This window comes from Lapillicoccus sp., assembly GCF_046595215.1.
In the GTDB taxonomy this organism is placed as follows: domain Bacteria; phylum Actinomycetota; class Actinomycetes; order Actinomycetales; family Dermatophilaceae; genus Lapillicoccus.
On sequence record NZ_JBKJPP010000146.1, the window covers coordinates 1 to 12538 of the forward strand.

Below are 12538 nucleotides of genomic sequence, written 5' to 3' on the forward strand. Positions count from 1 at the left end.
TCCGACTGCAGGACGACGTCGAGCCGACGGCCTCCTTGGCCTCGGCTACCCGAACCGGGCGCAGTTTTGACGTTCGATGCTCTCGCATACTCCTTTCGCAGTCTTCAGCCGCGGCCGGGTACACCGCCGCGCCCAGCGGCGCGCGAGTCCTGAACCACCGATCGCTGCGCCCGCGGTGAGGTGTCTCCAGGGCTTGGAAAATGTCGGCCATGCCCCACCGATCTCGGCTCCGCTTGTCCGATTGCGTTGCGGGGAGGACGCCTACGCCCGTCCGGCTTTGGCGCTTGTCGGACGGAACGTCCGACCATGCCGCCCCCGTGACGGAACGTCGACGAAAGCGATGGTCTTGCCACTGGCCAGCCACGCGAGTGGCGATCTTCAGGCGGTCCAGTCCTTGAGCACGCATGGCCGAGCCGGGTCGACGTGCCGACTCGTTCGCCGCCCTCGAGGGCATGGGATGGGTCACGTTTGGGACTGTGGCGGGCCGCTCACAGCGGTCCTTGCACCTTCATCTCTTGGATTGTTGACGCCAAGCCGGCGTGAGAGCACCCTGAGGGTGCAGGGACTCCCATCCGAGGACCCAGGGTAGCCATGGAAACTGCGACCCGCCGGCGGCATACCGACGTCACGGTCACGATGTCTCTCGTGCTGATCGCGGCGGCGGCGTGGTGGACGACCGCGCGGCTCGCGGCCCAGACGCCAACAATGAGCACAGCGATGACGCTCGTTCCCTACCTGCTTGGGTGGGTGGCCATGATGGCTGCCATGATGCTCCCGGCCGTGACGCCGGTCGTGCGGCTCTACGCCCGCGCGGCGGCACTCCACCGGGTGGCACCGACCGCCGTCTTCACCCTCGGTTACCTGCTCCTCTGGTGCGCCACCGGTATCCCGGCATGGTTCCTCTGGCGTGCGGTGTCCATATTGCTGATGAACGGGCAGGTCGGGGCGTATCGCGCTTCAGGTGCCGTGCTGCTTGCTGCCGGGGTCTACCAGCTGACCCCGCTCAAGCGGGCCTGCCTGCGACACTGCCGGTCACCGATGGGGGTCTTCCTGGGGGCGGGGTCCGATCTCGCGACCTTCTCCGGGGCCATCCGGGCCGGCGCGACGCACGCGCGGTACTGCTTGGGCTGTTGCATCGGGCTGATGGTGGTCGTGGTAGCTGCCGGCAGCATGCAGCTCTGGTGGGCTGTGGTCATCGCTGCGGTCATCTTCCTCGAACGCAACGTGCCCGCTGGCGAACACCTTGCCAGTGCGGCAGCAATGGCGCTCTGCGTGCTGGGGCTCGTCGTCCTGGTGCATCCCGGCGCCATATCCACTCTCATTCAAGGAGGAATGTCATGACAACAACCATGGCGGAAACATCGACGCGATGGAGCATCACGGGGGTGGGCTACGAGTTCTGCAACTGCGCCCCCGGCTGCACGTGCAACTTCAGCGGCTTCCCGTCCTCGCCAGACGGCAGCTGCAAAGCCCTCGTCGCCAACGTCATCAGCGAAGGTCGCTGCGGGGATGTCGACCTGTCTGGCGTGACGGCGATCGCCGTCGTTGACTGGCCGCACGCGATCCACGACGGGGGCGGACGGGCCGTCTTCATCGTGCCCCCGGAGACCACCGAGGAGCAGATCGGTGCACTCAGTCAGATTTATACCGGCGCACTGGGAGGCGACCCCTGGGCCATCCTGGGTACGACCTTCGAGGTCGTCGGCCTCGCCAAGGCGCCCATCACGATCGTCGCGAACGGGATCGAGTCGAGCGTGACGGTTGAAGGCCTCGGTTCAGGTCAGGGGCGGTCGCTTCGCAACCCGGTCACCAACGAGCCGCACGAAGCCCACATCACCCTGCCCGACGGTTTCATCTGGAAGGACGGCTACTGCGGTGTCGGCACCTTCGAGGTGGCTGCAGAGGGAATCTCCTTGAACTACGCCAACACCAACTGGATCCTCTACGACTTCGACTGGCACAACTGACCGACATCCTGTCCAGGCCTCCCTGACGCAGGTACGGCTGCCTCGCGCCCGTAGCGCGTGGAGTGTCCGCCCTCATGCTGGGGTGCCGTCTTGCGGTCGGCGTAGTCGATGGCTTCGCAGGCGAGGTCGATCACCACTTGGCGCGTTTCGCTTTGACGTCGCTCGGGGACTTCGCCAGTTCGCCGCTTGGTTGGCCACTTCGTCCACGGTTGGCTCTGCCACTCAGCTCTCTCTCGCTGGTGGATAGCCGAGCAGCGAACCGCGGTCGGGACAACGTCCGCACTTACGTGCTGTGCCTGTGATCTCGCCGGGCGTCGCGGCGATCGCTTCTACGCGCCGAGACCACGTGGATTGACCATCGTGGGCCGATGCGTCGTCGTCAACGACGAGGTTGGAGCCCACCCGCACACCGCTGTGACCATCGAGTCGAGTACGCAGCGAAGCGGTCCACGAGGTCCATCGGTGGGTGAAGGCGTAACGGGGCAGCTTGGCGCGACAACCACGCCCGGGCAACAACGCCTTTGCCGGAACCTGGTCGCAGAACCGGTTGCCGTTGGAGTCGCCACACCCGCGTCGGACGGTCGAAGTTGTCGAACCGCGGACGGGTCAGCTACCCGGCGGCGTGTACGTCAAGGTAGCCGCTGTCGCGAGCACCCCAGCCACATCGCTCGACTCCATCAGTTCGTGTGTCTGCAACTGAGCGAACGCTCCGCTGCTACTCACCGCCAGGCTTGTCGCCGCCGCGGCCCGACTGTCCGGAAGATCCGCGATCACGAACCCGTCCCATTCGCCGAACATCAGGTAGTAGGCGTCCATCCGCCCACCGGCACCCTCACAGAGTTTGGCCACCACCGCTGCCCGGTCACTGGGGCGCTCGATGAGAGCCTTGATCGTCTCGCCTTTGAACCTGAAGAAAATCGCGAACTTCGCCATGACACCGTCTCCCGTCGCGCACCCAGTCTCCTGCCGACCTTCAGTCTGCGCAGACGCCATCGCGGCGTCAAGACCGAAGGCACACCGGGCGGCCTCGGACCAGCAACCATCGAGATCTGCTTGGGCCTCGTCTCACATCAGACTGACGGGCGCTTGACCATCGGCGCCGCTGCCACGGGAGCGAGCACCAGTACAGCCAATGCGCTTCACGCCGGGACACGACAAATGCGGCCCGACAGAGTAGCGTTGTGAGACCAACTTTGGCCTCGTCGGTGTCGGCGGCGCTCGGGGCGCCCCCTCACCCTCGCGGCGACACGAGGAGGGCTCGGACATGGGTCAGCTGGAGGGGAAGATCGCCCTGATCACCGGAGGGGAAAGCGGAATCGGGCTGGCATCAGCGCGGCTGTTCGTCGCCGAGGGCGCCCGAGTGCACCTGGTCGGCATCGACGAGCCCAAGCTCAAGGCGGCCGTGGAGGAGCTCGGGAGCGACAGCGCCAGCAGCTCCACGGCGGACGTCACGGACGAGGAGGCAGTCCGGGCGGCGGTCGAGGAGGGCTACGCCCACTACGGACAACTCGACGTGCTGTTCAGCAACGCCGGCATCAGCGGAGCGATCAACAAGATCGTCGACTATCCCAGCGACGTCTTCCACCGCACGCTCGCGGTGCACATCGGCGGCGCCTTCCATGTGCTGAAGCACGGGCTGCCCCGCCTGAGCGACGGCGGGAGCGTCATCATCACCTCCAGCGTGGTCGGCCTGATGGGCTTCGGCGACCTGTCCGGCTACGTCGCCGCCAAGCACGGCCAGGTCGGCCTGATGCGTGCGGCGGCCAGGGAGGTCGCCGGGCGCCGGATCCGGGTGAACACCCTGCACCCCGGCCCCACCTCGACCGCGTTCCAGGACGCCATCGAGATGACGGTCACCGGGCAGTCTCAGGCGGACGCCGCGGCCGTCTTCGACGGATTGCTTCCGCTCGGGCGTCACACCACCCCACAAGAGATCGCGCAGGCGGCCCTCTACCTGGCCTCGGACGCCAGCGCGATGGTCACCTCGACGACGTTCTCCATCGACGCCGGCCTCCGGGGCTGAGCGCTCGTCCGACGTTGCCGTTGCCGGCACGTCCGACTTCGCCGCTCCATTCCCCCCGGGCCACGGTCTGACAGGTCTGAGCTACCGGGACTCGAGAAGTCGCTTCAGGCTTGCCAGATCCTTGGCGTTGGCCCGGCCGATGGCCTTCGCCATCACCGGGGCGGCCAGGCTTGCGTAGCCGGACGGCACGCCTCGATTGCGCAATGTCATGTGCGTGCGGCCGTCACCGTCGGCGTCCCACGTGTAGGTGGTCTCCATCGGGAACGGAGCTTGTGCCGTTGCCATCACCAGCCGTTGGCCGGGCACCAGGTCCAGCACTTCGTACGTGTACGCCAGGCGGCGACCAAGGAAGTGAGAGAGGAAGCCGAGACGCGAACCGGGGGCCAGTGGAGGAGGCGTCTCCCACTCGACCGAGGAGATGTTGGCATACCACTGCGGGGCGTTGGTCGGATCGACGGCGTAGCTGGCCACCACGTCGAGCGGACGGTCGATCACGATCTCGCTCAGCACGTCCACAGGCATCCTGAACCTCCCTCATCAGGCTATTCCATCGAGCCGCGACCCACCGGGGGATTTCGCCACCTCGGCGGCCGGGTCGTCAGTGCAGCCCGGGCGCCGAGGATCTGGGCCGACGTGGTGCGTGAGCGCTTCGACGCGGCGCAGCTGATGGAGATGCTGAGGAACCCGCGCAGGCCCGCCGGTGCCGACGGAGGACAAGTCAGCACTGAGCGCCATCCGATCCGCAGATCACCCGTCGGTTGGCCACTCTTTCGGCAGGTCATCGGTGTCGACGAACCTTCTCGCAGCCGTTCGCACTACTGGTCGGGTATGGCACCTCACACCGGCACACCCGGCCGTCGTGGGATGGGCGAGACTTGCGGACGTGAGTATGCCGAGCGAGCTGCCCCTCGTGCAAGCGCCGATGGCGGGTGGGCCGTCCACTCCCGCGCTGACGGCCGCCGTCGCCGACGCAGGCGGGTACGGCTTCGTTGCCGCCGGCTACCTCTCTGCCGAAGGGCTTCGGGAAGCCATCGCGACGACGCGCACGCTGACCGGCGCGCCGTTCGGTGTGAATCTGTTTGTGCCATCCCCGCCGGGAGATCCCGGCGACGTCGCCCGCTATGCCGCCGCGCTGCAGCCCGAGGTGAAGCGCCTCGGCGTGGCGCTCGGCGAGCCACGCTGGGAGGACGACGCCTACGACGCCAAGCTGGACGTCGTCGAATTGGCCCGTGTGCACCTGGTCAGCTTCACCTTCGGCTGCCCGACCCCGCAGATCATCGAGCGGCTGCACCGGGCGGGTCTCCAGGTCGCGGTCACCGTCACCTCGGCGCTCGAAGCCCAGCTCGCGGCCGACGCCGGCACGGATCTGCTCACCGTCCAGGGAACCGAGGCTGGCGGCCACCAGGGCAGCTTCGCCGACCTCGCCGCCAACCATCGCCCCTTGTTGTCGCTCCTCGCCCAGATCCGCGAGACGACCGACGTGCCCATGATCGGGACCGGCGGCGTCATGACCGGACGCGACGCCGCCGCGGTGCTGGGAGCCGGCGCGATCGCCGTCCAGCTGGGCACGGCGTTGCTCTGCACGCCCCAGGCGGGCACGTCTGCCCTCCACCGACAGGCGCTACTGGACGGGCGCTACACCGACACGATCCTCACTCGCGCCTACAGCGGACGCTTCGCCCGCGGGCTGGTCAACCGTTTCGCGCTCGAGCATGACGGGCAGGCCCCACCGGCATACCCCGAGGTGCACCACCTCACCCGCCCGCTGCGCGCCGCCGCCGCCCAGGCCGGCGATGCGAGCGTGCCCAACCTCTGGGCCGGCACCGGCTGGCGCCAGCTCACCACCGGACCGGCCGCCACGATCATCCGGCGCATCGCCGCGGACGCCCGACAAGCCGACGTGTGACTTCCAGGGCCACTGTCACCGTGTAGGTGGTTGGCGTCATCGACGGTGACGACGCGAGACCCGGCCGCTTGACGCGCCCCGGGTCTGGTGGACGGTGTGATTCCACGAAAAGGTGGAGTTATGCCAGCACCCAGGAAGTACCCGAACGAGCTGCGTGATCGGGCTCAGCGGATGGTCGCGGAGGCGATGAGCGAGGACACCTCGTTGTCAATGAACGCGGCGGTGAAGCGGATCACGCCGAAGGTCGGGGTCGTGCCCGACACGTTGCGCGGGTGGGTCCGGCGGGTCGAGATCGATGAGGGTCGCCGGCCGGGGACCACGATCGCGGACGCCGCCTCGATCCGCAAGCTGCAGGCGGAGGTCCGTGAGCTGAAGCGGGCCAACGAGATCCTGCTCGCGGCATCGTCCTTCTTCGCGCGGGAGCTCGACCCGCGACTGCCGTGGTGACCGCGTTCATCGACACTCACCGGGACCGGTTCACAGTCGTGGCGATCTGCAGGGTGCTCACGGAGCACGGCTGCCCGATCGCTCCGTCCACCTCCTACGCGGGCAGGAAGCGCCGCCCGTGCGCGCGCCAGGTGCGTGACGAACTCGTCCTGGATGAGGTCTGTCGCGTCCACCAGGCCTCCCGGGGCGAGGTCGAGGCTGAGTACTACCGTCACGACCACGCCGCCGAGCAACCCCTCGCGGCAGAACTGACCGTCTGACAAACCCGGGGCGATTCAGCTCGAGGCCCGTCGACGGGCGGGTCTTCCGCCGTCTGTCGACCACCTTCCCCAGATCGCGTTGGTAGTGCTCGAGTTCGGGCTGGGGCAGGAACGTGCTTCGTGTGAGTTGGGGGTTGACGTGAGGGCAGCGAACTGCACTTCGGCGAGGATGGAGGTCATCAATTCGTCCATGCGCTGTGGACGGGAGGCGGGCGGCAAGGACGGGAATCCCGTCGCCGGCCAGGCGGGTCAGGGCCGGGTCGGTCCGTCCGGTGATCAGAAGCAGCAGGTCGGCCAGGAGGCCTTCGATGAGCGGGCCAGCGCCGACCGTGACGGGACCGTCGGTGGCGGCGAGGTGTATGCCGCGCAGTCGCCGGCGGGCGTGGAAGGGCCAGCCCATCTTCCAGACCCGTTCGAACCCGGCCACCGCTGCGTCGGTGGGCATGGGTCGCTCGATGCCCAGGGGGACGGCGATGTCCTGGCCGTGGACCAAGACGTCCATGAGCAGGTTGTCCGGGTTGGTGATCGGTGGTGTCGTTCGGGCGGACGCGTCACATCGCAGCTAGTTGACAATCTGGGATGTGGGTCGGGCCGCGTGGTCGTAGTCAACGTCGTCGCAGGATCTAGCGGATGACGAGGCCACCACCAAGGTTACGACTTGCCCACCTCTGACGCCGAAGGCCCATTCGTGCAGGACCTGCCCGCCGTCGCCCATCGGCTAGTCGAGGCGAGGGGTTAGGTGCGGTGACGTAGCCGTCGAGGGACATGCTGATCTCGAACCGGATGTTGGTCATGGGGTGGTCGTCCTTCGTGAGGCTAGGCCCGCCGGGCTACTGCGGTTGGCTGCTCAAAACCATCGAGCTATCGATTTTGAGGATCCCGCCATCACGGACCAGGCCAAAGGACGTACGTTCCTGGATCACCCGGCCGTCCTTGAAGACGTAGGTGATGGACGTTTGAACCGTCCCGGGCGCCGAGCCGATGGTATTACTGACCGCGACCCGTTGGACAGCGTCCCAAAAGGCTTGGTAGGTCTGCCGATTCTTCGCGGTGGTGGCCTGGTACTGCCCAGTCAACCGGGACCAACCACCGTCGGTGTTGCCGGGCAGGAGCCCGTAGTAGTCCGTGACCGCTTGGGCGAGCTGCGCAGCGGTGGGTGCACCTGAGATCGTCGGCGGTGGCGCGACCGAGGTCGTCTGGCTAGCCGTCGCCGTGGACGCCGCCGCCGAGCTTGGGGGCGGCGCTGGGCTGGGTGGTGCCACCGCCGCACTGGATGGCGAGGTCGACGAGGGTGGTGTCGAGGAAGCCGCTGAACTCGATCGCGCGTCGCTGGGCGAAACGGTCGGGTTGCTGACGGCGCCGCGCCCGAGAAGCAGATACGTCGCCAAGACGGCGAAGGCCAATAGAAGGGCCGCGCCCACGACTGCCTGGCGCGCGCGGGACCGACGTGGGGTGGGCTGATCGTCGGGCCAGCCCGGGTCGGTCAGCGGCGGACCCGTCGGCGAACCGACCACCGGCAGCGACGCGGTGTTGCTGATCGCTATCGGTGTGAAGGAGTGCGTAATGTCGCCCTCGCGGGTCGCTCCGGCGGCCACTCCCCACGGGAGATGATTCTCGATCGTCACCGCCGGGTCGGCTTCCACCGCGGTCAACGCCTTGGCCACCTCCTCCATGGGTGGTCGGTCCTTCGGTGCAGTGGCCAGCATCCACAGCAGCAGCGACGCGAGCGGCCCCACGTGACTCGGCGGCGTGACCCTTCCGGACGCGACGAGATGCAGCAAGGCCATCGGGTTCTGGTGGGTCCCGAACGGCGGAGCACCTTCGAGCGCGGCATAAAGGGTGGCGCCCAGCGAGAACACGTCCGACGCGAAGCTCGACTCGGCCCCCCGGGCGACCTCAGGCGCCAAGTAGGCGGGGGTGCCGGTGATCATCCCCGTGGACGTGAGCGTCACGTCCCCCACTGCGTGCGAGATCCCGAAGTCACTGATCTTGGCCGAGCCGTCCTTGGCGATGAGGACATTGCCCGGTTTGACGTCCCGATGCACGATTCCGACCCGGTGCGCGGCAGCCAGCGCCGATGCCACCTCCGCGCCGATCCGGGCCACCTCGGTCGGCGACAGGGCACCCTTGTCGTTAAGGAGCGTCTGCAGACTCATCGATGGCAGGTACTGCATGATCAGACACGGTTGACCGTCGTGCTCGACGACGTCGAAGACCGGGACGGCGTGCGGGTGATGAAGTCGTGCCGTGATTCTGGCCTCCCGCATGGCCCGATCGTTGGCTATCTGCGCGTCGGCCCCGCCGAGACCAACCTGCGGGTGCAACTGCTTGAGCGCGACAGGACGCCGCAGGCGCTCATCCCAGGCCTCCCAGACAATCCCCATGCCTCCGCTGCCGATGCGGTTCACCAGACGGTAGCGCCCGGCTATCAGCGCATCACGTCCGCTCATCGGCATTCCGTTCCATCCTGGCGACCTTGAGGTCTGTTCCTGGGGGCTTGACCAAGGGTTAACCCTACCGACCACCCGGCGCCCCGTAGGCCGAACGCAACCGCAATGAGGCTCCAAGGGATTCCAGCGCTTAACCCGGGCGGGCCCCTCAACCGGCCCGCCCGCTCGCGGATTCAGGCCATCGTCGCGACGGTGGGCTGGCTGGGGTCGGACCATAGGGCTCCCTTCCGGATCGTGTGGTTGAGGCAACGGGAGCGTGCCCGCGATGCGGGAGGTGACAGTGCTGTTCCTGGGCGGGGAGCGTGCCCGGGGTCGTGTGCGTTTCGATTCCGGGTCTGCCGGTTCTGCACCTTTGAAAGAGACCGCGGCTGGGTCGGTTCCGTAGCTAGGCCAGTCCCGCTTCTACCAAGAGTTACGCTGGTTCGTTCGTGCGACAAGGAGCCGGGGTCGCAGAACCCAACACACAAACCATGCCCGAGGAACTCCGTGATCGTCGCCCCTCGCACGTATGGAAGGTGCCTAACCGGGCTCCGATCTTGCCGTCCGGACCCCCCGGGGGTCGGTGTCGAGGAACGGCTCAGGGGCTGCTGGGGTGCTGGGGTGTTTTCCGTGAGTCCGTCACGGGTCTGGGCGCGACGCGGCTGGGTAGGGTCTGAACCGACCGGTTGACGAGCGAAAGGGGGTGGGGTCGGGCGTGGACGTCGACAGCTGGTTCCTTGCCGCTGGGGAACGAGGGAACCCGGCAACGGCGCTGGATCGCCCTCGCCGAGCAGGTCTCGGATGGAGCGAGGGCAACCTGGTGGCGCCGCTGGTCCACGGCGCGAGTTACTACGCCGAGTTGCACCGGCGGATCGAGCAGATGGGCGGCGGCGACCTGGTGCTGTTCGTGGACTGGCGTGGAGACCCCGACGAACGCCTCGTCGGCTCACCTGAAAGTCAGGTTGGCGCGGTGCTGGCCCGGGCGGCGCGCCGCGGGGTCGACGTGCGGGGGTTGGTCTGGCGCTCCCACTGGGACCGGTTGGCCTTCTCCGGGAGGGAGAACAGGCACCTCGGTGAGGAAATCAACGCCGCCGGCGGCCAATGCGTGCTGGACATGCGTGTCCGCGTCGGGGGGTCCCACCACCAGAAGTTCGTCGTCCTGCGCCACCGGGACCGTCCAGAGCGCGACATCGCGTTCCTGGGCGGGATCGACCTGTGCCACAGCCGACGCGACGACGCCTGCCACCGCGGCGACCCCCAGCCTCAGCCGATGGCGGCCGTCTATGGGCGCCGGCCGCCTTGGCACGACGTGCAGCTGGCCATCACCGGCCCGGCCGTCGGTGACGTCGAGACCGTCTTCCGGGAGCGCTGGGACGACCCCCAGCCGTTGACCCGCTCCCCGCTGCGCTGGGTCGCGGACCGGGTTCACCGACCGCCGGTCCGGACCAGCCCGCTGCCCGCGCAGCGTCCCGACCCGGCGCCCACCGGCGCGCACCCCGTCCAGCTGCTGGCGACCTACCCGAAGCGGTTCGGTGGGTACCCATTCGCCCCGCGCGGCGAACGCAGCATCGCCCGCGGGTACACCAAGGCCATCCGCCAGGCCCGGGACCTGATCTACATCGAGGACCAGTACCTGTGGTCCCCGCAGGTGGCAGCAGAGTTTGCCGACGCCCTCGCCCGCCGACCCGGCCTGCACCTGATCGCCGTGCTGCCGCACTCCCCGGACCAGGACGGGCGCCTGTCGATGCCGCCCAACCTCCTGGGCCGCCAGCGCGTCATCGACCAGCTGCGTCGGGTCGCTCCCGCACGGGTGGCGTTCTACGGGATCGAGAACCTGCAGGGCCGACCCGTCTACGTCCACGCCAAGGTCTGCGTTGTCGACGACACCTGGGCATCGGTCGGGTCCGACAACTTCAACCGACGCTCCTGGACCCACGACTCCGAGCTGTCCGCGACCGTCTGCCACGCGGGCTACGCCCGCGAACTGCGGACCGTCTTGACCAGCGAGCACCTCGGCGCCGGCCACGAGAACCTCGAGATGGGCGCCACGTTCGCCACCCTCGCGGCCTCCGCCAGCGCCCTGCAGGACTGGCACGAGCGGGGCCGCGTCGGCCCGCGCCCACCAGGACGGCTGCGTCCGCTGGCCGAGCGAGCACTGGGGCCGTTCACCCGGGCGTGGGCCGACCCGCTCTACCGGCTGGTCTACGACCCGGACGGGCGCCCGCTCGGACTACGCCTACGCCACCGGATGTAACCCACCGCCCCGCCGGACACGACCACAGCCGGGCGGCCACCACGCCCGTCGACAACAGCCCACCGACAAGATCCCCGCTGAAGGACAGCCACCAACCCAAAACGCCCGATCTGGAGCCGCGTCCTGTCACGTGGGACGGCCAGGAGCCCCCCTGACGTGTCCGTAGCGGCGCCCCCGTTCGGTGACTCCTCTCGTTGGGTCTCGGCGGGCAAGCCGTCGGCGACATCAGTTCGAAATGCGGCGAGCTCGTGCTCGAGCCTCGTCTACTGGGTCCGCAGAGTAGCCACGGCAGTACCTGTCACACCGGCACATCACCAGCGGACTTCGTACCCACCTGGGTAGCGAGAACGGCTACCTGACCGGTCGCCCGCGGCGACGGCGTTCGCCAAGAACTGGCTCCTGGCCGACCGGCCACACGATCAGCGGGAGCTCCCGAAGCCTGATGGGCTCCGGTTTCCCCATCAATGGCGTGGGCCGGGTCGTACCCGGGGGCATGCCAGGTTCTGGGACCCATCGACGAGCCAGCAAGCCTGACCGCTGCGGTCACAGACGCCCTTGTCGTCACCTGGGAAGCCGCGCACGAGCGCGAGCGAGACCGTCAGGCGTTTTCGCGCCCCGCTGCTGAGTATGCCTGCATAGGTCGTGCACAGTGCGGTTCGACAGTTGCCGGGTGGCCGGTTCACGCAACCCGTCGGCCCCGACGCGTGGATGGAAGGTTGGGATGCATGGAGAACCGCCGCGACGGTGTGGACTTCGACGAGTCCCAGATGGAGGTCCGCGGCCAGCAGGAACATGCCGCGGGTCCGACAGCGGTTGCGGTCTCGATGTAAGAGGTCCTTGGAGCGGATGGGGCCCGCCCGTACCGCCAGGACCCTGTTGAAGCTCAACCAGGCCGAGGGCCTCGACTGCATGAGCTGCGCGTGGCCCGACCCTGACCCGGGCCACCGCCACGTGGCGGAGTTCTGCGAGAACGGGGCGAAGGCGGTGGCCGAAGAGGCCACCACCGACCGTGCCACCCCGGACTTCTTCGCGCGGCACAGCCTCGCCGACCTCGCCGCCCACTCCGAGTACTGGCTGGGGCCAGCAGGGCCGGATCGCGCCCGATGGTTAAGCGCCCCGGTGGCACCCACTACGCACCGATCGAGTGGGACGAGGCCTTCACCCTGATCGGCGCAGCCCGGTGGCCATCTCACCACGATGAGGGACCGTCGAGGACGCAGGTCATCGATGGACCTGACGATGGGGACTGAAC

At 68.2% G+C, this 12538-nt stretch carries 10 protein-coding genes; 7 read left to right on the plus strand and 3 right to left on the minus strand.

What is annotated here, in order from left to right; all coding sequences use genetic code 11:
• The first annotated feature begins 591 nt into the window (after positions 1-591).
• Positions 592-1341, plus strand: coding sequence for a DUF2182 domain-containing protein (locus ACLL9L_RS13030; RefSeq protein ID WP_411285088.1), 750 nt, complete (start codon positions 592-594; stop codon positions 1339-1341).
• A complete protein-coding gene (locus ACLL9L_RS13035; protein ID WP_411285089.1) occupies positions 1338-1967 on the plus strand; it encodes a DUF1326 domain-containing protein in 630 nt (209 codons plus the stop codon). The genes ACLL9L_RS13030 and ACLL9L_RS13035 overlap by 4 nt, the downstream gene beginning before the upstream one ends.
• A gap of 606 nt (positions 1968-2573) precedes the next feature.
• Here ACLL9L_RS13035 and ACLL9L_RS13040 read toward each other — a convergent pair.
• Positions 2574-2900, minus strand: a complete 327-nt coding sequence (locus tag ACLL9L_RS13040; protein ID WP_411285090.1) for a GYD domain-containing protein — start codon at positions 2898-2900, stop codon at positions 2574-2576.
• Between the two features lie 331 nt (positions 2901-3231).
• Between ACLL9L_RS13040 and ACLL9L_RS13045 the strand changes: the two genes are divergently transcribed.
• Positions 3232-3990: an SDR family NAD(P)-dependent oxidoreductase gene (locus ACLL9L_RS13045; protein WP_411285091.1), complete on the plus strand. Its 759-nt coding sequence runs from the start codon at positions 3232-3234 to the stop codon at positions 3988-3990.
• Positions 3991-4071: 81 nt separating this feature from the next.
• Here the strand turns inward: ACLL9L_RS13045 and ACLL9L_RS13050 are convergent, their stop codons facing one another.
• Complete coding sequence (locus tag ACLL9L_RS13050) at positions 4072-4512, minus strand: SRPBCC family protein (protein WP_411285092.1); 441 nt, start codon at positions 4510-4512, stop codon at positions 4072-4074.
• 367 nt (positions 4513-4879) lie between these two features.
• Between ACLL9L_RS13050 and ACLL9L_RS13055 the strand changes: the two genes are divergently transcribed.
• The 3 genes from ACLL9L_RS13055 (at position 4880) to ACLL9L_RS13065 (ending at position 6603) form a co-directional block, all read left to right on the plus strand.
• Complete coding sequence (locus tag ACLL9L_RS13055; protein WP_411285097.1) at positions 4880-5896, plus strand: NAD(P)H-dependent flavin oxidoreductase; 1017 nt, start codon at positions 4880-4882, stop codon at positions 5894-5896.
• 120 nt (positions 5897-6016) lie between these two features.
• Complete coding sequence (locus ACLL9L_RS13060) at positions 6017-6343, plus strand: transposase (RefSeq protein WP_411285093.1); 327 nt, start codon at positions 6017-6019, stop codon at positions 6341-6343.
• Positions 6340-6603 carry a hypothetical protein gene (locus ACLL9L_RS13065; protein ID WP_411285094.1) on the plus strand — a complete coding sequence of 88 codons (264 nt, stop codon included), beginning with the start codon at positions 6340-6342 and terminating at the stop codon, positions 6601-6603. Before ACLL9L_RS13060 ends, ACLL9L_RS13065 begins: the two co-directional genes overlap by 4 nt.
• An 830-nt stretch (positions 6604-7433) precedes the next feature.
• Here the strand turns inward: ACLL9L_RS13065 and ACLL9L_RS13070 are convergent.
• Positions 7434-9053 (minus strand): serine/threonine-protein kinase, encoded by a 1620-nt coding sequence (locus ACLL9L_RS13070; protein WP_411285095.1) that lies wholly within the window; start codon positions 9051-9053, stop codon positions 7434-7436.
• 694 nt (positions 9054-9747) lie between these two features.
• Between ACLL9L_RS13070 and ACLL9L_RS13075 the strand changes: the two genes are divergently transcribed.
• The gene (locus ACLL9L_RS13075; RefSeq protein WP_411285096.1) at positions 9748-11286 is read left to right on the plus strand and encodes a phospholipase D family protein; all 1539 of its coding nucleotides are present in this window, start codon (positions 9748-9750) and stop codon (positions 11284-11286) included.
• The last annotated feature ends 1252 nt before the right edge of the window (positions 11287-12538 follow it).